Genomic DNA, 25,346 nt, shown 5'->3' with positions numbered 1-25,346 from the left:
ATTCATTTTATATATCTTTTTAATGTGTATACATTTAGTTACTGTCCGGGACAGTAGTTTGATTAATTATTTAATTGATTAAACTTTAATATACGATATTATTTTTTATCAATTTTTTTATTTGTATTGCTTAGATTTATTATTTTATTAAATATTAAATCAGTATTTTTATCGTTTTTATCGATACAAAAATAACCTTCTCTTTCAAATTGAAAGATATTATTTATTTTTTTTATATTTAGTTCAACAAATCCTTTTTTGATTAAAAATGATTTTGGATTAACATAGTTTAAAAAATCTTTTTCTTTTTCTGGATTTTTTATAGTGAATAATTTTTCGTATAAGTGGAAAAAAGCTGGTAACGTATTTTTTGTTGATAACCAATGAATTACACCTTTTACTTGTCTATTTTTAGGGTTTTTACCTAAAGTATTTTTATCACAGGTGCATATGATTTGTACAATATTATTGTTATTATCTTTTTTAACTTCTATTGCTTTGATTATATAACCATAACGTAATCTTATTTCTTTTCCAAGTATTAATCCGTAGTTTTTATTATTGTCCACCTCATAAAAATCAAAGTAATCGATGTATAATTCATTGGTGAATAGTAATGGACGAAAACCCATACGATTATTTGCAGGATGGTTAGGAACCATAAAAATTTCTTGATAATTTTCAGGTAAATTACATAACAGTATTTTGATTGGATTTAATACAGCCATATTACGAGGAGCTGTTTTATTTAGTTCATCTCTTATGCAGGATTCTAGAGATGATGTTTCTATTAAATTATCTTGTTTAGTAATGCCTATGTTGTCACAAAATTTACGTATTGAAGATGGTGTATATCCTCGACGGCGTAATCCGGAAAGAGTTGGCATTCTAGGATCATCCCATCCATTTACTATTTTATTAGTTACAAGGATATTTAATTTTCGTTTAGATAGTATAGTATACTCTAAATTTAATCGAGAATATTCGTATTGATTTGGATGATGTTGAATGGTAATGTGATTTAATATCCAGTCATATAATCTTCGATTATCTTGAAATTCTAGAGTACAAATAGAATGAGTTATACCTTCTAAAGCATCAGATATACAATGTGAAAAATCGTATGTTGGATATATACACCATTTATCTTGAGTTTGATGATGTTTTGAAAAGATTATACGATATAAAACAGGATCTCTCATTATCATAAAAGGAGAGTTCATGTTTATTTTTGCACGCAGACATACAGAACCTGTAGGGAAATGACCGTTTTTCATTTTTTTAAAAAGTAATATGTTTTCTGCAATACTTTGATTACGATATGGACTATTGATACCTGGTGTTTTTAAAGTACCTCGATATTTTCGAATTTCTTCTTTATTTAATTTGTCCACATAGGCCAATCCTTTATTTATTAACTCTATAGCATACTTATTAAGTATATTAAAATATTTTGATGAATATAAAATTTCACCATTCCATTTAAAACCTAACCATTTAATATCTTTTTTAATAGCATGAATATATTCTATATTTTCTTTAATTGGATTAGTATCGTCAAAACGAAGATTACATTTTCCTTTATAATACTGAGCCAGTCCAAAGTTTAAACATATTGATTTAGCATGACCAATATGAAGATATCCGTTTGGTTCAGGTGGAAATCGTGTTTGTAAAGATAAATATTTTTTATCTTTTAAATCTTTTTCAATTATTTTTTTAATAAAATTAGAATTTGAATGAGTAGATATTTTCATTTTTACCTTAATAGTTATTTGATACTATTATATTTTTATATTTGAGAATACATATTCTATAATTATTTTTATAATAAACGAAATAATTATATAATATGTATTATTTTAAGTAATTTAATTTTTTATAAATATTAATAATAATTAATCATTATTTTAATTATTTTATTTTACTATATATGTAAAATATAATGTATAATAGTTTTTTTGCAAAAATTATAGAATACAAAGTAGTTTATATTTCATTTATTTAAATATTTTATATAAATTTATTGACGATACGTGATTTATTTAGCATAATTTAGATATTAAATAAATAGGCTATGTAGCTCAGTTGGTTAGAGCACAGCACTCATAACGCTGGGGTCATGGGTTCAAATCCCGTCGTAGCCAATAATATGTTAGCGGAAGTGGCGAAATTGGTAGACGCACCAGATTTAGGTTCTGGCACTGAAAGGTTTGCGAGTTCAAATCTCGCCTTCCGTAAAATTTATAGTTAAAAAAGTATATTACCAAATATATATTGGGGTATAGCCAAGAGGTAAGGCACCGGTTTTTGATACCGGCATCCCTGGTTCGAATCCAGGTACCCCAGATTTATTAAAATTTTTATTATCGGATTTATTCTGAAAAAATTATATGTGTAATTTATAAGTTTCTTATTAAAATATTTTTTAATAAAATTTGGACAGTTTTATGGTAGAATTAAATAAGATAAAGAAATCTGTAGCATGGGCGGCATTGAAATATATTCTTCCTGGTACCATAGTGGGAGTAGGTACTGGTTCTACAGTTTCTTATTTTATTGAAGCATTATCCACCATAAAACATTTGATTAATGGAGTAGTATCTAGTTCTTTATATTCAACTAATATCTTAAAAAAATATGGAATTCCCATCTATGATTTAAATCAAGTAAATTATTTACCAACTTATATCGATGGTGCAGATGAAATTAATGCTGATATGCATATGATTAAAGGTGGTGGTGCAGCATTAACTCAAGAAAAAATTATTTCCTCTGTGTCTGAGACTTTTGTTTGTATTATTGACGAATCTAAGAAAGTAGAAATATTAGGTGCATTCCCCCTTCCTATAGAAGTTATTCCTATGGCTTGTTCTTATGTATCTAATGAATTAATTAAATTAGGTGGTATCCCTAAATATAGAAAAAATGTTATTACAGATAACGGGAATATTATTATTGATATCCATAATTTTAAAATAAGAGATCCTGTTGCTATGGAAAATAGAATAAATGCTTTAGCTGGTGTGGTAACTGTAGGATTATTTACATCGAGGACAGCAGATGTTGTATTAGTTGGAACAAAATTTGGTATAGATACTATAAAAAATAATCATTAATATTTTACTTATTTAAAAATAATACTTATATATCACTTTTTTATTTTTTTAAATATCAAAAATTAATTATGTTTTTGGTGTATTTAAAATTCAGTTTAAATTAAATTTTTGAATTTATAATAAATATTATTTAATATAAAATTTGGTATTTTAATATATTTTTTATTGTAAATAATAAAATAATAACTTATTTTATTATTTGGCAAATTCTTCTGATAAATAGTATTTCTACTATTTAAATAAAAATTTAAAAAATATTGGTCATAAATGAATAAAATTTAATGTTATTCATTTTATGAATCATTAAAAATGATGCTTTATAGAATATATGATTTAAAAGATATTATTTTATCAATATTTATTAAATATTATTTCTTTAGTAAATTTAAAAAATTAATACTGTTTTATTAATTTTTATATTTTTAATAAGTAATTTTTCTTGTTATTTAAAAATAATCTTTAATTAAAATATATTTAATATACATTAAATAAATATTTTTTTATTTTTTATAATTTTTATAAAAAGTTTATAAAAACTTTTTATAAAAATATAATGATATTCATATATTATTTATAATTCATATATAAATATCATTATATTTAGGTAGGATTATATTGTACAAGATATTTTTTCATTATATTTTTCAGAAGGGAATCATGATGAAATATCTGATGCTTTTTAGATATTTTTTTAATCACAGATCCAAAAGCTGATGTTTTTTATAAAAAAGATATAAAAAAAGAAATGGTTGTGGTTAGAGGAAAAATTTAAATCATGGATTTAAAAAGCAGAAATAATGAGTATTATTGTATAATATTGGATATCTCTAAATTAGATATCTTTTTGATATTCATTTTTGTTGTGCCTAACACTATAGGAAAAATTTTCTAATATTAATTTAGCTATAAAAAAGTAAATTCTTTAGAAAAAGTTGTGGAAAATGAAGATGTTATATCTTATTGGATATTCTATTAACGAGAAATATTTGTTAATTCTGGTACTCATTTTACATATACATCAATTAGTATGCATGTTTTTTAAGAAAAAACTAAAATATTTATTTGGTTTAGATTCGATAGAAAAGAAACTTGGGTTTTGGATATAACGGAATAGAAATGATGGGTATTAATACAATAGTCATATTTACTAAATGTTAAGAAGATGTTTCAATGTAAAACTTAAAAAACTGTTATGGATGACATAATACACTGGTTTTAAAAAAATTGATTTATTGTAATACTACATTTTTTTATTAATCCTACTTGGTAAATTTATGGCATATAGACGAATGTAATATTTTGTTTCTTAACTAATATAGATACATGTTAGGGGTATTTGATTATGGATTCTTTATTTTTTAGAAAACTCTACTTCAAGTAGATCGTTCATCTGTTTATTCTTTAAGATATGTTGTTAAAGACATAATGTTTTAGTAGATATTGTAGATTGTTATGAAATTTTACTCATTTATTTAATAGGTAAGGCTGAATCTATATTTATAGATCGATATTTTGATATAGGTAAAGTAGATAGTTTTTGATTAATACCATTCATTAGTATTGTATTGGATTGACAACTATGTGTATTAACTTTTATGTTGTATTATATTAAATAAAAATATTTTTAAAATAGTTGTAATATTCATTTTGTTTTAAATTTATTTCCATGAAAATAGATAAAATTGATAAATTAAAAATAATATATTTTTTAAATTTCAATTTCATATGTTTAAATATTATTAGTACTTATTATTAATTTATTAATATGAAATTTTTTATATATTTATTAATTTGTATAAATTATAATTAGGTGTATTTTTTTAGATATTCCTCAAAACTTAATTTATCGTTTTTTTCAATTTTATTTTGTTTTTTATGAGAAGAGATAAATTCTTTATGCATTATTTTATCAGATAAAACTGTCATTTTTTCGCTAATAAGTTTTTCTTTATATTTTTTTGCTAGATTTAAACCTGTTGTTTTTATTCCATTTTTAAGTATTTCTGAAAGTATTTTACTAGAATATGTCAATTCTGGATATTCAAAATATTTTGAGAATTCTTTACAAACTTTTTTATAAGGATCTTTATAAGAATATTGATCTAGATAAATAGCTACTTGATATAAACTTTTAAATATTTTTGAACTGATGGTAATTAGTTTTTCTTTTTCATATTTATTATTGATGTGAATTTTTTGGTTGGGTTTTCTTCCTTCTAAGGTAATAATATTCCAGTTTTTTTTACAGTATTCGAATTCTGAGTGATTCATATTCGGTGAATCTATTAACAAGCACCAAATTAAAAACAAATCTAAAAATAATATTTGTTTTTTATCGATTCCTATAGGTGAAAACGGATTGATATCTAGTGATCGCACTTCAATATATCGTATACCTCTTTCTTCTAAAGCATCGGATAAAGATTCATTTTTTTTTATTATTTGTTTTGGTCTTATATGTGTATAAAATTCGTTTTCCATTTGTAATAAATTTGTATTTATTTGTTTTAATTTTCCTAAATTATCTTTTAATCCTATTTTTTTAAATTTTTTTGAAGGTGTATTGGTAGCATGTCTTAAAAAATTAATATATTCTTGTAAATAGTTAAAAGTGATATTTGTTTTTTTTGTATCATGATTTCTATGTCCTATCGTACTAAGTCTTAACGAAGTTGACCATGGTAAATAAAGTAAACCATTTTGGCTTTTTTTGAATTTTATGCTGTATTTTTTATTTTTTATAAAAGAAGGATATATTGCAGGAGAGGCGCCAAATAAATAGGGAATTATCCAACCAAATTTATGATAATTACGTATTATTTTTAAATATTCAGAGGAAATGATATGTTTTTCATGTTTTATGTCTTTTATATTTTTCCATTTTCGCCAAAAATTAATGGGTAATGAAAAATTGTAATGAACACCTGAAATAATATTCATAAAATCTCCATATCTATTTTTTAAACCTTTTCTATATAGTGTTTTCATTTTTGCTATATTGGATTTTCCATATTTAGCTAATTTTATGGAACAATTCGTATTCATAAAGTAAGGAAAACTAAAAGGCCATAGATACTCATTTTCTATATTTTTATTGGTATATTTATGTAAATCATTTAAAAAAGATAAAGAATAATTTAAGTCATTGCTTTTAGGTGTTATAAATTCCAATAATATTTCAGAAAAATCAGTAGTGATCCATTTGTGAGTTAAAGCAGATCCCATAGAATAAGGATGGTCTGTATTTGGCATATTCCCGTTTTCAGTTATTCTTAAAGTTTCTCGTTCGATACCTCTAGTAATGTTTTTAAATATATTTGGATTAGATTGTAACCAAGTAAGAGCGTATGAAATATCAGGAATCAATTTTATCTCCTTATATGAAACATTTTTAGAAACGTATTCTTATTTTTAATAATTTCAAAATGATTAAAAAAAATAAAAATTAAATATTTTTACTAAATATTAGTAAAAAATATATTTAATTTTAGCTCTTAATTTTGCATCCGGAAGGACTTGAACCTCCGACCTCTCGGTTCGTAGCCGAGTGCTCTATCCAACTGAGCTACGGATGCAAATATTGTCATGGTGAGAGAGGGATTCGAACCCTCGATGCAATTTTACATACTCCCTTAGCAGGGGAGCGCCTTAAACCACTCGGCCATCTCACCTTGTTTTATTTTTTAAAATTTAAGTATTTTAAATTAAGTAAAACTTTTTTTATAAATTTTTTTATAAAAATAAAGTTATTAACTCATAATAAATTATTTATTTTTAATTATAACAAATAAATATTTTTTAGTAAAAATATTTATTTGTTATAATTAAAAATAAATAATTTATTATGAGTTAATAACTTTATAAGATTAGACATAATATAAATATTTTTATATGAACTATTAGTGGCGTATCTTGCTAATAATTTAGCAAGATACGCCACTAATATTGATAATAATATTATTTTTTATTTTTTTCTGCTTGAATACGTTGATAAATTTCTTCACGATGTACCGAAACTTCTTTAGGTGCATTGACTCCAATTCGAACTTGATTCCCTTTGACTCCCAGTACCGTCACAGTTACTTCATCTCCGATTATAAGTGTTTCTCCAACTCGACGAGTTAGGATAAGCATTCTTTGCTCCTTGAATGATTGAGAGAATCTGTCTGATTTGATTCTTATTTTAGATTATATAATACGAGGTTACATATGGACCGTAAAGATATGTTAATACAAAATATTAAAATATATTTTTGTTAATATTATAGTATAGAATTAATCCATATTTTAATATTTGATAATGCTTCTGGTAGTTTTTGAATATATATACTTCCTCCTTCAGCTATGTCTACTTTCCCTCCTCCTTTTCCATTTATTTTCTTTAAAATAATATGCATTATTTGGTTTGCTTGTATTGATTGGGTTAAATTTTTTGTAATCCCTACAATAAGAGTGACTTTGTTATTGATAATATTTGCTAAAATTATTATTGCATATTTGAATTTACTTTTTAATCTATCCATTATATTACGTAGTGTTTTAGTATTTTGATTATTTAATGTATCAATTAATAATATTACATGATTTATTTTAGTTATCTTTTTAGTTAATTCATTAATAATAATAATCATATTTTTTTCTTTTAATTCAGATATATTTTTTTCTAGATTTTTTTGTTTTAACGTTATTTTTTCAAAAGTAGTTTTTAAAAAATTAGGATTAGTTTTTAAGAGTGTGCAAATTTCATATATATTTTTTTCTTGAATATGTATTGAATCTAATGCCTTTCTACCTGTTATTGCTTCTACACGATGTATATTAGATGATATACTGCGTTCAGATTTAATTTTAAAAAATCCAATATCTCCAGTTCTATCGGTATGAGTACCTCCACATAGTTCGTTAGAATAATGGTTTATGGAAACTGTTCGTACGTATTTATCATATTTTTTATTTGATAAAAAAGTTATATTTCTTTTTTTTGCATCTTTGAAGTTTATTATTTCTGTTTTTATAAGAATATTTCTACGAATAAGTTGATTAACGAATTGTTCTATTTCTTGAATTATAGTTAATGGAATTGGTATATTATGAAAGAAATCAAATCTAATATAATCAGGAGTTACCAAAGATCCGTTTTGATAAACATGATTACCTAATTTTTTTTTCAGAGCAGCACTTAGCAAGTGTATGGCTGAATGATTTTTTTTAATAGAAGAACGAAATTGAGTATTAATTTCAGAAAAAACAGTTGTTTTGACTTCTAACATACCAGATAATAGTATTCCAATATGAAGAATTATTTTCCCATTTTTTTTTGTATCTTCTACCTTAAAGGTTCCTGTTTTGTTATGAATAATACCTATATCGCCTACTTGTCCTCCTGACTCAGGATAAAAAGGTGTATTTTTTAGCAAAATAATTCCTTTTTCTCCTGATGATATATATGTTTCTGATTTTCCATTTATAAAAATGTTTTCTATAAAAGATTTTACTTTATATGTATTGTATCCTACAAATATAGATGTATTTTCTGTATGATTCATTATACTATAGTTTGTATTAAATATTTTTTTTTCTCTAGATCTATTTTTTTGTACATCCATGTTTTTTTTAAAACCTAAATAATCTATACGAATATTATGTTCACGACAAACTTCTTCTGTTAAATCAATAGGAAAACCAAATGTATCATATAAATAAAACACTATTTCTCCATCAAGAGTATTATCAATTACTGTTTTAATCTTTGAATCAAGAAGTTGTAAACCACGTTCAAGAGTAGAATTAAATTTTATTTCTTCTACTTTTAGTATGTTTTCAATATTTTCTTTTTTACTTAAAAGATGAATATTATTAATATTCATGGATTTATTTACACTAGTGACCAATTTATAAAGAAAAATTGTTTTTACGCCTAGTAAATACCCATGTCTTACAGCTCGGCGAATAATACGTCGTAGTACATATCCTCTATTTTCATTAGAGGGTAAGATATTTTCTGCTATCATGAAATAACATGCACGAATATGATCTGCAATAATGTATAAAGACTTATTTTTTAAATTGGTGGTATTGGTTATTTTAGCTATATCTTTTATTAATATTTGGAAGATATCAATATCATAGTTAGAAGAGACGTCATTTATAATGGAAGAAATTCGTTCTAGTCCCATTCCAGTGTCTACCGATGGATTAGGTAATCTTAATAAAGAATGGTCATTAATACGGTTGAATTGCATAAAAACGATATTCCATATTTCAATATAATTTTCTATGATATTTTCAGAATTTTTATTTTTTTTACTAGATAGATTATTTTTAATATTATAGAATATTTCTGTGCATGGACCACATGGACCAGTATCACCCATTTGCCAAAAGTTATCTGAAGTATCAGGATATTCTGTTTTATTCCCAATAAGAATAATACGATTAAGTGGAATACCTATTACATTGGCCCATATGTCATATGTTTCTTCATCTGTTTTATACACAGTTATTAAAAAGTTATCTTTTGGTAATGCAAACCATTTTTTAGAAGTTAATAATTCCCAGGAATATAGAATAGCTTTTTTTTTAAAGTAATCACCAAAGCTAAAATTTCCTAACATCTCAAAAAAAGTGTGATGACGAGAACTATATCCTACATTTTCTAAATCATTGTGTTTTCCTCCAGTTCTAAGACAATATTGAGCAGTGGCAATTTTAGAATATTGGTAAGATTTATTGTTTCCTAAAAAAATATCTTTAAATTGATTCATTCCTGCATTGGTAAACAAAAGTGAAGAATCGTTCTGAGGTATTAAAGAACTACCTGGTATAATTTTATGTTTTTTTTTATGAAAAAAATGTAGGAATTGCTTCCGTATTTCTATAGTTTTTTTATTCATATAATTTGACGTAATGTAGATTTAAAAACTTTTATATTTATAAAAAATTTTTAAATATAATAATTATTATTATAAAGTTAATTTTTTTATTAAATAACATTCTTATATATTATTAAAGTATTATTTCTAATAATATATCGACTAGAAAAAATATTTTTATTTATATTTTATAAATTGATATTTTTTAAAAAAAGTATTATCACTATAATATTTTATTATTTTTTGTTAAAAAAAAATATATATAATTTCCATTATAAAAAATTATTTCTTAAATAATAAATCAAGGATATTTGATATTATCATTTTCTGAATAAAATATTTACTGTTTAGGTGAAATATTTTCAAGGATATTTATGATTAAAAAAGGAAAAATATCAGTAACAGTTCCTATACATTTTGGATCTAAAAAACGTTTGGATCAATTTTTAGCAAATTTTTTTAATCAGTATTCACGTACTATTTTAAAAAATTGGATCTTAAATGCACAAGTTGACATTAATGGGAGTATAGTAACAAAACCTAGTAAATTAGTGTTTATAGGAGATTTAATAACAATTAATATTTTTGAGAAAAGAAAAATTTTTTTTGCTGAAAATATTTTTTTAAATATTGTGTATGAAGATGATGATATATTAGTAATTAATAAACCTATCAACCTTGTTGTTCATCCTGGATCCGGACGTGATAATGGAACTATTTTGAATGCTTTATTATATAAAGATAATAGATTTCAAAAAATACCTCGTGCAGGTATCATTCATAGATTAGATAAAAATACAACTGGTTTAATGGTGATTGCAAAAAATATTCTCGCCTACGAAGCATTAGTAAAATTTTTGAAAAATAGGGAAATATTTCGTGAATATGAAGCCATAGTTATAGGAAATTTAATTTCAGGTGGAACGATAAAAAAAAAAATTGGTCGTCATAAAAAAAATAGAACTAAAATGTGTATAGATTCTATTGGGAAAACAGCTATAACACATTATCGTATTATTGAACGTTTTAAATATCATACTCATTTACGAGTTTGGTTAGAAACAGGTAGAACACATCAAATTCGTGTACATATGTTATATCTGACGTATCCAATATTGGGGGATCCTGTTTACCGCAGTAAATTTGGTATTCCTAAAGGTATGCCTGAAATAATTTTAAAAAAAATAAATTTTTTTTCTAGACCAGCACTACACGCCAGTAAATTGAGATTTTATCATCCTAGAACAAATATATTAATGGAATTTAAAGCAGTTCTTCCAAAAGACATGAAAAAAATAATTTATATTTTAAAAACAAATTAATGGTATTAAATTAGTATAATTATGTATAATATTTTTAATATTCATTAAAATAAAATATTATTAACATAATATTTATTAGTTGATTATTAGATAGCAAGTAAGACTAAAGAGTATTCTGAAAAATATTTTATATGATTGACATTAATATCAGTGAACGAAAGAGATGATAGCATTATGTTTGAACAACCGATACATTCTGAGTTATTAACAGTTTCTATTATTAATTCTAATAATCAAGTTGTTAAAAAGCCTTTACGAACATCAGTAAAACAAGCTTTAAAAAATTATTTTTTGCAATTTCATAATAAAAATATAACTAATTTGTACGAATTAGCTTTGTTTGAAATTGAACAACCGTTGTTAGATATAGTCATGCAGTATACCCGAGGAAATCAAACTAGAGCAGCTTTAATAATGGGAATTAATAGGGGTACACTACGTAAAAAATTAAAAAAATACGGTATGAATTAAAAAGTTATATTTTGCACTTTCTAAATGGAACCGAGAGTGCAAAAAGTATATATAATTTACTTTTTTTAATTTAATTTATATTTTTTATTCTTTTGACAGCACTTTGTAAAGACCAAAAATAACCATCTAATCCAAATCCTGAAACAACTCCGGAAGAGATATCAGAAAACCAAGAATTAGATCGAAATTGTTCTCTTGCATGAATATTAGAAATATGGACTTCAATAAAAGGTATATTGACAGATAATAAGGCATCACGTAAAGCTATACTAGTATGTGTAAATGATCCAGGATTAATAATAATATAGTCTATATTTTCTTTTGCTTGATGAATACGTTCAATTAAAATATGTTCGGCATTAGATTGTAAATGATGTAATTTTATATTTAATTTTTCTGCTTTTTTATTCAATTTTTTTAGTAATTCTGATAATGTAATTTTACCATAAATATCAGGTTCTCGCATTCCTAATAAATTAAGATTTGGTCCATTAAGTAACAAAATATTAAAGATATGAGTCATAATTCTTTTCTCTTTAAAAGATAATGTTTAATAAAATTTTTTATATTTTTATTTATTAGTACAATAAATAATTTTTATTAAAAAAATTTTATTATATACAAAACAAAGATATATAGTATATCCAATACTTTTACTTTTGAACATATAATATCATATCTATAAATTTTGTATTATAGAAAATAGTTAATTTATATTATATTTTTATAAGTGTAAAATGAAATTTTTACTTTGCAATATTACATGTATAAGATTTTATTTATGTATGTTATCAATGAAATTGATATGTAAAGTATCAAAAATATTGAAAAATAATGCATTTTACATTATCAATTATCTTAATTATTTAATGATTATTAATCATAATAAGTGAGTTATAATGATACTTAATTTAGTAACAGAAAAATTATTATTATTAAATAATATTGATAAACAAGATATTTTTTTAATTTTAAGCGATTTATCTGAAAAAAAATTTAATTACGCAGATTTATATTTTCAATCTATTTTCCGTGAATCATGGACTCTAGAAGATAAAATTATTAAAGAGGGTATTTATGATATTGATCAAGGAATTGGAGTGAGAGTAATTGTTAATAATACTATTGGTTTCTCCTATACTAATGAAATCACCCCGCATGAATTAAAAAATAGTGTTAATTTAGTTAAAAAAATCTCTGATAATCATCTTATTAAAAAAGCAAAGAAAGTATCTATTATCAATAATAAAAAATTATACAGTTGTAAAAACCCTTTAGATAGTTTGTCTGATCAGGAAAAAATAGAAATTTTATATTATATAGATAAAATAGCAAGAAATTTAGATCCAAGGGTTATTAAAGTAAGTGCTGTATTAAGTGGTAAGTACGAGCAAGTGTTGATAACAGCTACTGATGGAACTTTTGCAGCAGATATTCGTCCTTTGGTTCATATTTCTATTGCTGTAATAGTAGAAGAGAAAGGGAAAAGAGAACAGGGTTCTAGTGGTGGAGGTATGCGTAAAGATTATAATTATTTTCTTAAAAAACATTCTTCTGGTAGTATTTATCTTGAATATTTAGTACGTGAAGCAGTAAGAATAGCTTTATTGAATTTATTTGCAAAAGAAGCACCTTCTGGTAGTTTTCCTGTAGTACTTGGCCCAGGTTGGCCTGGAGTTATGCTACATGAAGCTGTAGGACATGGATTGGAAGGTGATTTTAATTATCGTGGAACATCGGTATTTACTAATAAGATTGGAAAACAAGTTACATCTAATTTATGTACTATAGTAGATAATGGAACTATTGATGATAGAAGAGGTTCATTAAGTATAGATGATGAAGGTATTCCTGGTCAATATAATGTTTTAATTGAAAAAGGTATTCTTAAAGGTTATATGCAAGATAAATTTCATTCTAATTTACTTGGTATAAAATCGACAGGAAATGGAAGAAGAGAATCTTATGCTTCTTTACCGATGCCAAGAATGACAAATACTTATATGTTGCCAGGTGAATCTAAACCAGAAGATATTATACATAGTATAAAATATGGTATATTTGCATCAAATTTCGGAGGAGGACAAGTAGATATTACTTCTGGAAAATTTGTTTTTTCTACTTCTGAAGCTTATTTAATAGAAAAAGGGAAAATAACCAAACCAATAAAAAAAGTAATGTTGATTGGATCAGGATTGGAAAGTATGAATCAAATTTCAATGGTGGGTAATGATTTATTGATGGATGAAGGAGTTGGAATTTGTGTTAAAGATGGGCAAAGTGTACCGGTAGGTGTTGGTCAACCCACTATAAAATTAAATAATTTAACAGTAGGTGGAACTAACTAAATGAGATTTATATTTTTTATAATTTTTAATTTTAGATATTAATAACAGTTGTATAAACTTAAAATTATGCAGTCAAATATTAACATGTGACTGCATGATATCCATTTTATTAAATGCAATATGATAATATTGATGATTTATTTTATTTTTTCTTTAATTCTAGCTGCTTTACCTTTTTTATATCTTAAATAATATAATTTAGCTTTTCTAACATCACCTCGTCGTTTTACTAGAATTTTATCAATTATAGGAGAATATATTTGAAATACCCGTTCAATTCCCTCTCCATTAGAGATTTTTCTTATTGTTACTGCAGAGTTTAAATTTCTATTACGAATAGCTATAACCACTCCTTCAAAAGATTGAATTCTTTTTTTTGTACCCTCTACAACCCATACTTGTATTTCTAAAGTATCTCCAGACCTAAAAATAGGTACGGTTTTTTTCATTTGTTCTTTTTCAATTTTTTTAATGATGTTCATTAATTTGTTATTCCTTTAAATTAATTTTTATTTTCATTTTTTATTCCAGTCTTTTTTAAATTCAGATAATAGTGTTTTCTGCTCTTCAGAGAGTTTTATAACTTTTAAAAGATCTGGTCGTTTTAGCCATGTTGCTCCTAAAGATTGTTTTAATTTCCATTTTTTTATTTTAAGGTGATGACCTGATAACAATATTTTTGGTACTGGTATTCCTTTTATAAAATTTGGTCTTGTATACTGAGGGCAATCAAGTAATCCATTGCAAAAAGAATCTTCTTCAATATATATTTTTTTCCCTATCAGATTTGGAATTAATCTAGATAAAGTATCTATAAATATCATCGCTGGAAGTTCTCCTCCAGTTGTTATGTAGTCACCAATAGACCATTCTTCATCAACTGAACTATGAATTACCCTTTCGTCTATACCTTTATATCGTCCACATATTAAAATAAAATTAGATATTTTAGATAATTTTGATACTGATTTTTGATTTAATGGTTTTCCTTGTGGAGAAAGGTATATAATTTTAGTATTAATTTGAGTTGTTTTTTTTGCATGCTCAATAGCAATGAGTAAAGGTTCTGCTTTCATTAGCATTCCAGATCCTCCTCCATAAGGACGATCATCTATAGTATGATATTTATCATACGTATAATCACGAGGATTCCATATTTTAATGCTTATAATATTTTTTTTGATGGCTCTACTTACGATTCCATACTTTATAATTGCATCAAACATTTTTGGGAAAATACTAATTATATTAAAGTGTATTGCAACATCATGTGATCGATTTAATAATTTTTTATTCAAACATAGGATTCCAATCTACTGTTATAGTGGTATTGATAATATCAATATTTTTTATAATTTCGTTATCTATAAAAGGTATTAATGTTTCTATCATTTTATTTTTTTTGTAATTTTTTATTACTAAAATATCATAAGATTGAGTTCTCAAAAATTTATCCACCTGTCCTAAATGGCAACCGGTGGTAGAAATAATTTTAAAATTTAGTAATTCATTCCAATAATATTCATTTTTTTTTAATAACGGAAGTATTTTTTTTTCTATTAGAATCATACAATTGGTTAATTTTTTTGCTTCGTTTCTATTATTTATGTTTTTTATTTTTATTAAAAAAAAATGTTTATTATTTTTTTTATATTCTAAGTTTAAAATAGTCCATTTATTATTATTTTTAATAAACCATGGATAATATTTAAAAATATCATTTTTGTTTTCAGTAAAAGAGAACAATTTAAGATAACCTAGAATTCCATGTGCTGCGCCTATTTTACCTATTACACAAGGATTGTGTGGAATATTAAGTTTTTTATTTGTTTTATACATTAGAGCTTAATATTTTTTTGTTTTCTTGAATTAAATAATGAGCTCTTTTAGAGAAGATTGCTCCTTGACTTGTCCAGTATGTGATTTTATTTACATCTATATATATTTTTTTATCTTTCTTAGAAGCAATTGGATTAAAATATCCAATTCTTTCAATAAATCTACCGTTTCTTGGGAAACGGCTATCTGCAACAATAATTTGGTAAAAAGGACGTTTTTTTGAACCATGTCGTGCTAATCGTATTTTTAACATAGAAACCTCTTATTAAGAAAATAATATGACATTGGATATTAAATTAATATTTTTATGAATAAAATATTTTTATATATATTAAAATTTAATTGTTTAAATATGAATTTATTACTTTAATAAAAGTGTTAATTGAACATATTTTTTGGAGTAATATTTTTAATTTTTTTTATTATTGTTTTTACATTCCATGTTCTTATATTTTTCATTATTTTTTTCAAGTCATTAAATTGTTTTAGTAATTTATTAATATCTTGTATATGAACTCTAGATCCTAAAGCAATACGACGTTTTCGTGATCCTTTAATAATTTCTGGTTTTTCTCGTTCTTGTTTTGTCATTGAATTAATCATTGCTTCAAATTTAATTAAAATAGTATCATTTATATAGGATTTTAAATAATTTAATTGTACTTGATTATGAGGTAACTTTTCAATTAAATTAGATACACCTCCCATAGTACGCATTTGTTTAATTTGTATTAAAAAGTCACTTAAATCAAATTTACTTTTATTTTTGAGTTTATTTTTTAATTTTTGTGATTCCTTTTTTTCGATATGTTCTTCTATATTTTCTATAAGAGATAACATATCTCCCATACCAAGAATACGAGATGCGATTCTATCTGGATAGAATGGTTCTATATCATTTAGTTTTTCACCTGTTCCTATGAATTTAATAGGTTTACCAGTCATATATCGTATTGATAATGCTACTCCACCTCTGGTATCACTATCTATTTTAGTTAAAATGATTCCTGATATTGGTATAATATTATTAAATGCTGGTAGTATATTAATACTATCTTGTCCCATCATAGAATCAATAACGAATAATGTTTCTATCGGTTGTATATTATCATATATTGCTTTAATTTCATTCATCATTTTTTTTTCAATATGAAGTCTGCCTGCTGTATCGACAAGTAGTATGTCATATAATTTTATTTTTGCATATTCTAATGCTTTAGAAGAAATATCTATTGGGTTTTGAGTATTATTTGAGGGAAAGAAATCGATATTGACTTCTGATGATAAAATTTCTAATTGTCTAATGGCAGCAGGTCGATAGATATCAGTGGAAACTGTCAGTATTTTTTTTTGGTTTTTTTCTTTTAGTAATTTTGCTAGTTTTATTAAACTGGTAGTTTTCCCTGATCCTTGTATACCTACCATCAGTAATACTGCAGGTGGCGCCACAGTAAAATTTAAAGTATTATTTTTTTCTCCCATTAATGTTATTAGTTCTTTTTTAACAATTTTTATAAATGTTTGTCCTGGAGTTAAAGTATTATTTATTTTATTTCCTAATGATTTTTTTTTTACATGAAGTATAAATCTTTTTATTACAGGTAATCCCACATCAGCTTCTAATAAAGCAATTCGCACTTCACGTAACGTGTCTTGAATGTTATTTTCTGTTAATCTTCCTATGTTAGTAATTTTATTTAAAGTTTCTGTTATACGTTTAGTGAGATTATCAAACATAATTTTTCTCTTTGATGAAGTAATATATAAATTAATAGCTATTTTGTGATATAAATAATATATAGATACCAGATTGAATCTAGTGTATGCTACAATCTATATTTATATATTTTATATAAATATAGTAAAAATTTAATTTTATATTCTATATGTTTTATTAATTATATTATGATTGATAATATATAAATATAGTATACAAACTACATGAGTAAGTTTTTAATATATATAAAATATATAAAAATTAAGAATAATATAAATTATATATATATTCATTATTGTTTATTAATATTTTATATGTTAGTAATGTTATTACTGGAACAGCTCTATTTTAACTTCATTTTATTAATATAGAGCTATTTTTTCTTATTTTATATTGGTATTTAGTGATTCATATTGATAACATCCTAATATTTTTAAATATGTAGTAATATTACGTAATTTAGTAATAGCATTTTGCATAAGCGGTGAATGTAAATTTATAAGAATATCTATGAAGAATATTTCTTCCCATGGGTAATTATATATTGGTCGAGATTCTAATTTCTTTATAATTAAATTATGTTCTTGTAAAATAAGTAAAACTTTTAAAAGAGATCCTACCTTTTTTCTAATTTTTAATGATAATGTAGTTTTTGCTGGTTGATCTTCCGATATATTAATAGGATTATTAGATAATATTATAAAACGGGTTATATTATTTTTTTGATTTGATATGTTATGTAACAAAACTTTTAATTTATAATATCTTCCTCCTTTTTCACTACCTATGGCAGCAATATTATTTTTTTTTATTTTAGCTACACGATGCATAGCATCAGCTGAACTTAATGTATATCTTATTTTCCAATTAGGAAATTTTTGCATAAAAATATTACATTGCTGAAAAGGTTGTGTATGGCTATAAATTTTTTCTATATTTTTTAAAGTGGTATGAGGAAGTGCTAATAAACAATGATTGATAGGGATATAAATTTCTCCAATAATAGATAAATGAGTATTTTGTAATAAATCATATACTTCATTAATAGAACCAGAAGATATATTTTCTATAGGTAATATAGCGAAATCAGATTTTTTATTTTCTACTAATTGAATAGTTTCTTTAAAAGAAATACATTCTTTTTCTTTTACTTTTTCATGTTTTTTTTTATTATATTTTTTGACAGCTATATGGGAGTAAGAACCTTTAGGACCAAGAAAGGAAAATATGGTAGGTGAGAAATTATTTTTTTTTTCTATTATTTTTTTTTGAGTAGATACCGAATATTGTATAATAATTTTAAATATATTTTTTATAAACTTAGCATCAAGATTAAATTTTTCACCTAAATTGATTGCTGTTTTTAATAATAATATTTCACGTTCTATATCTCTAATAGGTTGAGATGTATTTTTTTTTTCTTCTGCTATTTTTTTTATTATTTTTTGCCTTTCAGAAAAAATTTTTATCAATTCTTGATCAATTAAATTAATTTTATCACGTAAATAAAGTAATGAATTTTTGTAAATCATAATTGGCTACTTGTAGAATATTTAATAAATTTGATTTTAAGGAGAGGATTTATGTACTAGATTTTATTATTTAGTACAATAATATTGTTTTTAAAAATGAAATATTATTTATTTTAATAAAAATAAAGAAAATATTTTTACTAAAAAATAAATCCTTTATCTGTATCATAAATAGATATAATATTGTTTTTTTTTTAAATAAATGATATGATTTTTGATCAATAATATTGATCAATGTAATTTATAAAAAAATTATTTTTATTTAAATAAAACATAAATTTTATTTAAATAATATAACTGAAATTAGTTTATTTTGTCAAATATAAAGTATATCTTTTGTTTATTAATTGAATATTCTAGATATATATTATTTTAATTTTTATAAATTAAAATTTTAATATTTTTTAATTTATTTTTTTGGGTGGTTTTAGATGAAAACTTTTTCAGCTAAATCAAGTGATATAAAAAAAAATTGGTATTTTATTGATGCTACAGGAAAAATATTAGGTAGATTAGCAACTGAGTTATCTCGATATCTTCGAGGTAAGCATAAAGTAGAATATACACCTCATGTGGATACAGGAGATTATATCATTGTTTTGAATGCAAAAAATATTTTGGTTTCTGGAAAGAAAAAAAGAAATAAAATATATCATCATCATACAGGTTATATTGGAGGAATTAAAAGTTTCTCTTTTGTAGAAATGATACAGAGATGTCCTGAACGTGTTATAGAAAGAGCTGTAAAAGGTATGTTACCGAGAGGACCATTAGGGCGTATTATGTTTAAAAAGTTAAAAGTTTATGCCGGCAATACTCATAATCACATAGCGCAAAATCCACAGTTATTAAATATTTAAATTGGGTTTATATAATAATGACAGTTATTCAAGGTTATGGAACAGGTCGTAGAAAAAGATCTTCTGCTCGAGTTTTTATGAAATTAGGTACAGGTGAAATTGTTATTAACAAACGTAAGTTAGAGGATTATTTTGGTAGAGAGACGGCGTGTATGATTGTTCGTCAACCTTTAGAATTAGTAGATTTACTCACTAAATTTAATTTTTATATTACTGTAAAAGGAGGCGGTATTTCTGGACAAGCAGGTGCCGTTCGCCATGGTATTGCTCGGGCTTTAATTAAATATAATGAATTATTGCGAATTGATTTAAGAAAAGCTGGATTTGTCACTCGTGATTCACGTCAAGTAGAACGTAAAAAAGTAGGTTTCCGTAAATCTAGAAAACGTCCACAATTTTCTAAACGTTAGTTAAAAATATTGTTAATACCATCTTATAAGGAATCCGGAATAGAACGTTACCGGATTTCTTTTTTAAAATTATTTATTATTTATGAGTATAGTATGTGGATGCATAATTTTTTATTAAAATTTAAGAAAAAAATTTTTATTGATAATATAAGTACATTTATTTTAAAAAATATATTTAATAATAAAAGTATACTGAATATCAAAGCTGTTATATATAAAATATTTTTATTTTTTTAGCATGATTTTCTATAAAATATTATTTTTTACTATTTCTTTTATTAAATTAAATTCAAATTAAATAATTTGAAAAATAATAGACTATAGCAACATTCTTATGAAATAATGTTTTATTGTATATTTTAAATCTTTATTCCATCGTTTTTAAAAAATTAGATATATCAGAACAGAGTAATTTTGTTCCAGTTTTATAAATTGCAGAAATAACATAATATTTTTCTAACTTATTTAGAGATAATAATACTTTACTTATTATCTTTTTTGTTTTTTTTATTTCTAATAAATCAGTTTTATTAAAAATAATCCATCTTGGTTTATTATATAATGTTACATTATAATGTTTTAATTCATTTAAAATGACATGAATATTATTAATAATATCTGTAGTATTATTTGAAGAAATATCGATAATATGAAGTAATAAACGACATCTTTCTAAATGTTTTAAAAATTGAAATCCTAAACCAATTCCTTTAGATGCATTTTTTATTAATCCTGGGATATCAGATATAATGAATTTTTTTTTGTTATTTATAAAAACCGTACCTAAAGTGGGAGTTAATGTTGTAAAAGGGTATTCAGCTATTTTAGGTTTAGCAGAAGATATTGCTTGAACTAAAGTAGATTTTCCCGCATTAGGCAGACCCAATGTACCCACATCAGCTAATAGCATTAATTCTAATAGAATTTCTCTTTTTTCTCCTGGTGTTCCAAGAGTTTTTTTCTTTGGTGTTCGATTAATACTAGATTTAAATCTAGTATTTCCTAATCCATGCCAACCTCCTTTTGCAATTAATAATGTTTGATTATTGTCTAGCATATCACTGATAATTTCATTGGTTTTTATATCAATTATTCTTGTTCCTATTGGAACAGGAATAGTGATATCAACGCCTTTTTTTCCTGAACATTTCCCTGACAGCCCATTTTTTCCGTTACCGGCTAAAAAAAATTTTTTAAATTTAAAATCTATCAGTGTATTAAGATTATTAGTGGACTGTAACCAAATATTTCCACCATTACCACCATCTCCTCCATCTGGTCCTCCTTTTGGTATATATTTTTCTCTCCTAAAACTTATACAGCCATTACCTCCATTTCCAGCAATAACATGAATTACCGCTTGATCTAGAAATTTCATTTTTTCTCCGAAATTTAATTTTTTATGAAAATATATTTTATTTTTTACAGTATTTTTCTTAAAAGCATAATGTATGCTATTTTTAAAATTTAAAGATAGTATTTATTTTTATGTTTCAAGAAAGTAAAAAGATCTCTTAATATAGAAAGAGATCTTTTTTATTTTAAAAAGTTAATTTTTATTATTTTTATTTTATTATACTGACATATTTTCTCTTTTTTATACCTTTAATTTCAAATTTTACTATTCCATTTTTAGTTGCAAATAGAGTGTGATCCTTACCACAACCTACATTATCACCAGGATGAAATTTTGTTCCTCTTTGTTTAACTATAATACTACCAGAAGATATCAATTCTCCTCCAAAATGTTTTACCCCCAAACGTTGGGAATGGGAATCTCGACCATTTCGTGTAGAACCACCTGCTTTTTTATGAGCCATTAATTCAAACCTTTTTAGTTGTTAAATATTTTTTTAATTTTTACATCGGTGAATGCTTGTCTATGACCTTGGGTTTTTTTATAATGTTTTCGTCTATTAAATTTTATAATTTTTATTTTTTTATGTTTTCCATGATTATCAATATAAGCTTCAATATAACATTTTGATAAAATTGGTTTTCCTATTTTAATATTTTCTTTATCCGAAAGCATTAATATTTTTTTGAATTCTATTCTTTGTCCTATCTTTAAATCTAATTTTTCTAATCTTATTATTTGTCCTTCTTTTACTCGATGTTGTTTACCGCCATTTAAGAATACTGCGTACATAAATCACTCCAATAGTTGATTTTTATATAGAGGTTGATATTAATATAGATAATTTTAAATGAGCAGTATTAATATAAATATATTTTAGGATTAAAGAGTATAGATATATTGAATAATATTCATTATATAAAAAGTGATTAAATTTTATTAGTATTTTTAAAATATACTTAAAGATTAAATTATCTTAATTCTATTTCTTAATATTTTGATATTAATTGCATTAATGTATTGTAAATAAAAAATATAGATAGTATTTGCTTATATAAAATAACTATTTTAAAATTAAAGTAGATAATTATATTATTTTTTAGCAATGATATTTTTAAGATTTATAACTCATATTAATAATTTTTCTTTAATAGATGTATAATTTTTACATAAATCATGGATTTATTAATTTTAATTTCTTTTATTAAGAAATTATTAAATATTCTATTTTTTATACATATTATTAACTGTAAGTGAAGAATAGATTTATTTATTATTTTTATTTTTTTATTATGAATTAAAGAATAAATGTAAACTTATTTTTAATAATATTCTGATCGGCGGTATTGATACTGTTATTCCATTATGTTTAATAACATGAATTATATTTTTACTCATTTTTACAATATTTGATAAAGGTATATAAATATTGGTAGATTCTAATCTTTTTATTTTTTAAGAAAATATAGTTTTTAGTACTAATTTAATTTTATTTTTTACAGTAATAATCTATTTTGATAAATGCATTTTATGCTATAAAACGTTAATTATATAAATTATCAATAATAATTTAAAAATTTGTTGATTCCAATTTCATTGGATACAATGTAGGAAGAAATATTTGTAATATTTTTACAAATATGTAAATAGAGATACTTTCGGTTTATATTTTATTTTTTAGATCTGTATTTATTGATTAATTAGTAATGTAAATGATTTCTGGTGTACCGATATTATTAATTTAATAGAAATTGGTAATTATGATCAATAATATCAGTCTTTGCAGTAATTGTAATGGATTTATTTTTAATTTGATTTAAGCATGATATGCTTGTCTTTTTTATTTAACCAGAATAGATATGTAGAAAATTTATCAATAAAAATTTTACTTTTTAATTTATCAAAAATTTATAACTATGTTTTAATGTTGATCTATTTTATTTTGATTATACTATTATATAGTAACGTAGAAAAAATAGTTATATTAAGTCTTTTTAAAAATATCATTTTATCTTTTAATACTATTTTTATATAAAAAAAGTTAATTTTATTATATTAATATATGATTGATCATTTATAATTATTATTTCCAGTAATACAAATCTATTTATTCATGTAGTTATGAACTATAAGTGTGATTTTTTTTTATTCCATTCTTTAGGAGAATAAGACTTTATAGATACAGCATGAATTTTTTTTTCTAAAATATATGATATTAAAGGTGTATAAATAGATTGTTGTCTTTTTACTTCACTCATTCCTGTAAATATTTCTCCAATAGCGATAATCTTGATAAGATTGCTATCTCCTTTTACATATATTTCTTTCAGTGATAATGTATTCATAAGTAGATTTTCTATTTTTTTATTGTACATAACTAATTTTAGTTTAATTGAATAAAAATGTTTTTAAAAAATATTCTATATTTATATATATATTATTAGTATTGTTTCTTTAGTAAAGTATAAATTTTATTTACAAAATAAAAAATATTTTTTAACCGAGTAAAATTGTATTTTGATCTGCATAAAAAATAAAATATACGTAATATAATTTATTTTAAAAATAAATTATGTATAAAAATACAATTTTATGAAAAATTATAATGTTTTTATATGATATTGTATATCAATTAAGTATCTTACTTAATACTATTTTATATAAAAATGGTTATTTTAACATTGGTATTTATTTTATTATTTAATAATACGATAGAAAAAATTAGGAGTTATAAAAAATTAACAAATTATAGCATAAATTTCATTTTTTATAAAATATATTTTATTTATAAATTTTCATTTACAAATTTTTATGTATATAAAATATTTTTTAGGAAAATAATTTTGTATTTAAAATACACTAGATTAATTTAGTATGTTTAATATTCTTTATTTTAAAAAAATATAGTCAGAAAAATAATAAATAATATTTATTATTGATGAGGTTATTATGAATAATAAGATTCCAATGACGGTAATTGGTATAAATAAACTGCGTAAAGAATTAAAAGAATTGAAAGAAGTTATACGTCCCCGTATTATTTCTGATATCTCTGACGCAAGGTCTCATGGTGATTTAAAGGAAAATGCGGAATATCACTCTGCCAGAGAAGCGCAAGGATTTTGTGAAGGAAGAATTCAAGAAATTGAATCTAAACTTGCTAATGCTGAAATTATTGATGTTACTAAAATATCGAATAATGGTACAGTAATTTTTGGTGTTACCGTAACCATATTAAATACACATACAAAAAAAGTATTTACTTATGGTATTGTTGGAGACGATGAAGCTGATTTTAAAAAAAAATTAATTTCTATTAATTCCCCTATTGTTCGTGGATTACTTGGTAAAAAAATAAAAGATATGGCTGTAATAAAAACACCAGGTGGAGTAATAAAGTATAAAATATTAAAAATAGATTATATTTAATATTTTTATTTTTAAACATAAAATATACTTGCATAAAATTAGAGATCGTATCATATAACAATATTTATGT

At 23.3% G+C, this 25,346-nt stretch carries 22 protein-coding genes and 5 tRNA genes; 10 read left to right on the top strand and 17 right to left on the bottom strand.

Annotated elements, in window-relative coordinates:
* Nucleotides 1–98: 98 nt before the first annotated feature.
* Nucleotides 99–1,757, bottom strand: coding sequence for a glutamine--tRNA ligase (glnS, locus tag AB4W65_RS01780; RefSeq protein ID WP_367673451.1), 1,659 nt, complete (start codon nucleotides 1,755–1,757; stop codon nucleotides 99–101).
* A 316-nt stretch (nucleotides 1,758–2,073) separates the two neighbouring features.
* On the opposite strand from glnS, the gene AB4W65_RS01775 reads away from it, so the two are divergent.
* The 4 genes from AB4W65_RS01775 to rpiA all read left to right on the top strand — a co-directional run bounded on the left by AB4W65_RS01775 (nucleotide 2,074) and on the right by rpiA (nucleotide 3,119).
* Nucleotides 2,074–2,147: transfer RNA gene (locus AB4W65_RS01775), tRNA-Met, on the top strand.
* 11 nt (nucleotides 2,148–2,158) lie between these two features.
* Nucleotides 2,159–2,240: transfer RNA gene (locus AB4W65_RS01770), tRNA-Leu, on the top strand.
* 38 nt (nucleotides 2,241–2,278) lie between these two features.
* Nucleotides 2,279–2,349 (top strand) — tRNA-Gln (locus AB4W65_RS01765).
* 101 nt (nucleotides 2,350–2,450) lie between these two features.
* A complete protein-coding gene (gene rpiA, locus AB4W65_RS01760) occupies nucleotides 2,451–3,119 on the top strand; it encodes a ribose-5-phosphate isomerase RpiA (RefSeq protein WP_367673450.1) in 669 nt (222 codons plus the stop codon).
* A 1,806-nt stretch (nucleotides 3,120–4,925) separates the two neighbouring features.
* Here the strand turns inward: rpiA and gshA are convergent.
* From gshA to alaS, 5 genes are all read right to left on the bottom strand, one after another.
* A complete protein-coding gene (gene gshA / locus AB4W65_RS01755) occupies nucleotides 4,926–6,485 on the bottom strand; it encodes a glutamate--cysteine ligase (RefSeq protein ID WP_367673449.1) in 1,560 nt (519 codons plus the stop codon).
* 135 nt (nucleotides 6,486–6,620) lie between these two features.
* A tRNA-Arg gene (locus AB4W65_RS01750) sits at nucleotides 6,621–6,694 on the bottom strand.
* A gap of 11 nt (nucleotides 6,695–6,705) precedes the next feature.
* Nucleotides 6,706–6,790: transfer RNA gene (locus AB4W65_RS01745), tRNA-Ser, on the bottom strand.
* Between the two features lie 286 nt (nucleotides 6,791–7,076).
* The gene (gene csrA / locus AB4W65_RS01740) at nucleotides 7,077–7,253 is read right to left on the bottom strand and encodes a carbon storage regulator CsrA (RefSeq protein WP_367673448.1); all 177 of its coding nucleotides are present in this window, start codon (nucleotides 7,251–7,253) and stop codon (nucleotides 7,077–7,079) included.
* A 128-nt stretch (nucleotides 7,254–7,381) separates the two neighbouring features.
* Nucleotides 7,382–10,012: an alanine--tRNA ligase gene (gene alaS, locus AB4W65_RS01735; RefSeq protein WP_367673447.1), complete on the bottom strand. Its 2,631-nt coding sequence runs from the start codon at nucleotides 10,010–10,012 to the stop codon at nucleotides 7,382–7,384.
* Nucleotides 10,013–10,365: 353 nt separating this feature from the next.
* On the opposite strand from alaS, the gene rluD reads away from it, so the two are divergent.
* Nucleotides 10,366–11,313: a 23S rRNA pseudouridine(1911/1915/1917) synthase RluD gene (gene rluD / locus AB4W65_RS01730; protein ID WP_367673446.1), complete on the top strand. Its 948-nt coding sequence runs from the start codon at nucleotides 10,366–10,368 to the stop codon at nucleotides 11,311–11,313.
* A 174-nt stretch (nucleotides 11,314–11,487) separates the two neighbouring features.
* Nucleotides 11,488–11,784, top strand: a complete 297-nt coding sequence (gene fis / locus AB4W65_RS01725; RefSeq protein ID WP_367673831.1) for a DNA-binding transcriptional regulator Fis — start codon at nucleotides 11,488–11,490, stop codon at nucleotides 11,782–11,784.
* A gap of 70 nt (nucleotides 11,785–11,854) precedes the next feature.
* On the opposite strand, the gene aroQ is transcribed toward fis, so the two are convergent.
* On the bottom strand, nucleotides 11,855–12,307 hold the full coding sequence (gene aroQ, locus AB4W65_RS01720) for a type II 3-dehydroquinate dehydratase (protein ID WP_367673445.1): 453 nt from the start codon (nucleotides 12,305–12,307) through the stop codon (nucleotides 11,855–11,857).
* Nucleotides 12,308–12,683: 376 nt separating this feature from the next.
* On the opposite strand from aroQ, the gene tldD reads away from it, so the two are divergent.
* Complete coding sequence (tldD, locus tag AB4W65_RS01715) at nucleotides 12,684–14,132, top strand: metalloprotease TldD (RefSeq protein ID WP_367673444.1); 1,449 nt, start codon at nucleotides 12,684–12,686, stop codon at nucleotides 14,130–14,132.
* A gap of 137 nt (nucleotides 14,133–14,269) precedes the next feature.
* Here tldD and rplS read toward each other — a convergent pair whose 3' ends face one another.
* The 6 genes from rplS to AB4W65_RS01685 all read right to left on the bottom strand — a co-directional run bounded on the left by rplS (nucleotide 14,270) and on the right by AB4W65_RS01685 (nucleotide 19,220).
* A complete protein-coding gene (gene rplS, locus AB4W65_RS01710; RefSeq protein ID WP_367673443.1) occupies nucleotides 14,270–14,614 on the bottom strand; it encodes a 50S ribosomal protein L19 in 345 nt (114 codons plus the stop codon).
* 33 nt (nucleotides 14,615–14,647) lie between these two features.
* Complete coding sequence (trmD, locus tag AB4W65_RS01705; RefSeq protein WP_367673830.1) at nucleotides 14,648–15,391, bottom strand: tRNA (guanosine(37)-N1)-methyltransferase TrmD; 744 nt, start codon at nucleotides 15,389–15,391, stop codon at nucleotides 14,648–14,650.
* 31 nt (nucleotides 15,392–15,422) lie between these two features.
* On the bottom strand, nucleotides 15,423–15,971 hold the full coding sequence (gene rimM / locus AB4W65_RS01700; RefSeq protein WP_367673442.1) for a ribosome maturation factor RimM: 549 nt from the start codon (nucleotides 15,969–15,971) through the stop codon (nucleotides 15,423–15,425).
* Entirely contained in the window at nucleotides 15,964–16,224 is a 261-nt protein-coding gene (rpsP, locus tag AB4W65_RS01695; protein WP_367673441.1) for a 30S ribosomal protein S16, read from the bottom strand. Before rpsP ends, rimM begins: the two co-directional genes overlap by 8 nt.
* 125 nt (nucleotides 16,225–16,349) lie before the next feature.
* The gene (gene ffh, locus AB4W65_RS01690) at nucleotides 16,350–17,708 is read right to left on the bottom strand and encodes a signal recognition particle protein (protein WP_367673440.1); all 1,359 of its coding nucleotides are present in this window, start codon (nucleotides 17,706–17,708) and stop codon (nucleotides 16,350–16,352) included.
* Nucleotides 17,709–18,071: 363 nt separating this feature from the next.
* Nucleotides 18,072–19,220 (bottom strand): chorismate mutase, encoded by a 1,149-nt coding sequence (locus tag AB4W65_RS01685; protein ID WP_367673439.1) that lies wholly within the window; start codon nucleotides 19,218–19,220, stop codon nucleotides 18,072–18,074.
* A gap of 431 nt (nucleotides 19,221–19,651) precedes the next feature.
* On the opposite strand from AB4W65_RS01685, the gene rplM reads away from it, so the two are divergent.
* Together rplM and rpsI are read left to right on the top strand one after the other, a co-directional pair.
* Nucleotides 19,652–20,080 (top strand): 50S ribosomal protein L13, encoded by a 429-nt coding sequence (rplM, locus tag AB4W65_RS01680; protein WP_367673438.1) that lies wholly within the window; start codon nucleotides 19,652–19,654, stop codon nucleotides 20,078–20,080.
* 17 nt (nucleotides 20,081–20,097) lie between these two features.
* On the top strand, nucleotides 20,098–20,490 hold the full coding sequence (gene rpsI, locus AB4W65_RS01675) for a 30S ribosomal protein S9 (RefSeq protein WP_367673437.1): 393 nt from the start codon (nucleotides 20,098–20,100) through the stop codon (nucleotides 20,488–20,490).
* A 367-nt stretch (nucleotides 20,491–20,857) separates the two neighbouring features.
* On the opposite strand, the gene cgtA is transcribed toward rpsI, so the two are convergent.
* From cgtA to AB4W65_RS01655, 4 genes are all read right to left on the bottom strand, one after another.
* The gene (cgtA, locus tag AB4W65_RS01670; protein WP_367673436.1) at nucleotides 20,858–21,868 is read right to left on the bottom strand and encodes an Obg family GTPase CgtA; all 1,011 of its coding nucleotides are present in this window, start codon (nucleotides 21,866–21,868) and stop codon (nucleotides 20,858–20,860) included.
* A gap of 187 nt (nucleotides 21,869–22,055) precedes the next feature.
* A complete protein-coding gene (rpmA, locus tag AB4W65_RS01665; RefSeq protein WP_367673435.1) occupies nucleotides 22,056–22,310 on the bottom strand; it encodes a 50S ribosomal protein L27 in 255 nt (84 codons plus the stop codon).
* A gap of 14 nt (nucleotides 22,311–22,324) precedes the next feature.
* Nucleotides 22,325–22,639: a 50S ribosomal protein L21 gene (gene rplU / locus AB4W65_RS01660; RefSeq protein WP_367673434.1), complete on the bottom strand. Its 315-nt coding sequence runs from the start codon at nucleotides 22,637–22,639 to the stop codon at nucleotides 22,325–22,327.
* A gap of 1,334 nt (nucleotides 22,640–23,973) precedes the next feature.
* Nucleotides 23,974–24,222, bottom strand: a complete 249-nt coding sequence (locus AB4W65_RS01655) for a BolA family protein (protein ID WP_367673433.1) — start codon at nucleotides 24,220–24,222, stop codon at nucleotides 23,974–23,976.
* A 574-nt stretch (nucleotides 24,223–24,796) separates the two neighbouring features.
* On the opposite strand from AB4W65_RS01655, the gene greA reads away from it, so the two are divergent.
* Complete coding sequence (gene greA, locus AB4W65_RS01650; RefSeq protein ID WP_367673432.1) at nucleotides 24,797–25,276, top strand: transcription elongation factor GreA; 480 nt, start codon at nucleotides 24,797–24,799, stop codon at nucleotides 25,274–25,276.
* Nucleotides 25,277–25,346: the final 70 nt, after the last annotated feature.

The organism is Buchnera aphidicola (Pemphigus populi), assembly GCF_964058935.1.
Lineage (GTDB): Bacteria > Pseudomonadota > Gammaproteobacteria > Enterobacterales > Enterobacteriaceae > Buchnera_C > Buchnera_C aphidicola_D.
This window is presented reverse-complemented; position numbering and strand designations above follow the sequence as displayed.

Bases quoted from the DNA above. Each gene is read 5' to 3' on its own strand.
- glnS (WP_367673451.1), bottom strand. From the start codon at position 1,757: ATGAAAATATCTACTCATTCAAATTCTAATTTTATTAAAAAAATAATT.
- rpiA (WP_367673450.1), top strand. From the start codon at position 2,451: ATGGTAGAATTAAATAAGATAAAGAAATCTGTAGCATGGGCGGCATTG.
- csrA (WP_367673448.1), bottom strand. From the start codon at position 7,253: ATGCTTATCCTAACTCGTCGAGTTGGAGAAACACTTATAATCGGAGAT.
- alaS (WP_367673447.1), bottom strand. From the start codon at position 10,012: ATGAATAAAAAAACTATAGAAATACGGAAGCAATTCCTACATTTTTTT.
- rluD (WP_367673446.1), top strand. From the start codon at position 10,366: ATGATTAAAAAAGGAAAAATATCAGTAACAGTTCCTATACATTTTGGA.
- fis (WP_367673831.1), top strand. From the start codon at position 11,488: ATGTTTGAACAACCGATACATTCTGAGTTATTAACAGTTTCTATTATT.
- aroQ (WP_367673445.1), bottom strand. From the start codon at position 12,307: ATGACTCATATCTTTAATATTTTGTTACTTAATGGACCAAATCTTAAT.
- tldD (WP_367673444.1), top strand. From the start codon at position 12,684: ATGATACTTAATTTAGTAACAGAAAAATTATTATTATTAAATAATATT.
- rplS (WP_367673443.1), bottom strand. From the start codon at position 14,614: ATGAACATCATTAAAAAAATTGAAAAAGAACAAATGAAAAAAACCGTA.
- rimM (WP_367673442.1), bottom strand. From the start codon at position 15,971: ATGTATAAAACAAATAAAAAACTTAATATTCCACACAATCCTTGTGTA.
- rpsP (WP_367673441.1), bottom strand. From the start codon at position 16,224: ATGTTAAAAATACGATTAGCACGACATGGTTCAAAAAAACGTCCTTTT.
- ffh (WP_367673440.1), bottom strand. From the start codon at position 17,708: ATGTTTGATAATCTCACTAAACGTATAACAGAAACTTTAAATAAAATT.
- AB4W65_RS01685 (WP_367673439.1), bottom strand. From the start codon at position 19,220: ATGATTTACAAAAATTCATTACTTTATTTACGTGATAAAATTAATTTA.
- rplM (WP_367673438.1), top strand. From the start codon at position 19,652: ATGAAAACTTTTTCAGCTAAATCAAGTGATATAAAAAAAAATTGGTAT.
- rpsI (WP_367673437.1), top strand. From the start codon at position 20,098: ATGACAGTTATTCAAGGTTATGGAACAGGTCGTAGAAAAAGATCTTCT.
- cgtA (WP_367673436.1), bottom strand. From the start codon at position 21,868: ATGAAATTTCTAGATCAAGCGGTAATTCATGTTATTGCTGGAAATGGA.
- rpmA (WP_367673435.1), bottom strand. From the start codon at position 22,310: ATGGCTCATAAAAAAGCAGGTGGTTCTACACGAAATGGTCGAGATTCC.
- rplU (WP_367673434.1), bottom strand. From the start codon at position 22,639: ATGTACGCAGTATTCTTAAATGGCGGTAAACAACATCGAGTAAAAGAA.
- AB4W65_RS01655 (WP_367673433.1), bottom strand. From the start codon at position 24,222: ATGTACAATAAAAAAATAGAAAATCTACTTATGAATACATTATCACTG.
- greA (WP_367673432.1), top strand. From the start codon at position 24,797: ATGAATAATAAGATTCCAATGACGGTAATTGGTATAAATAAACTGCGT.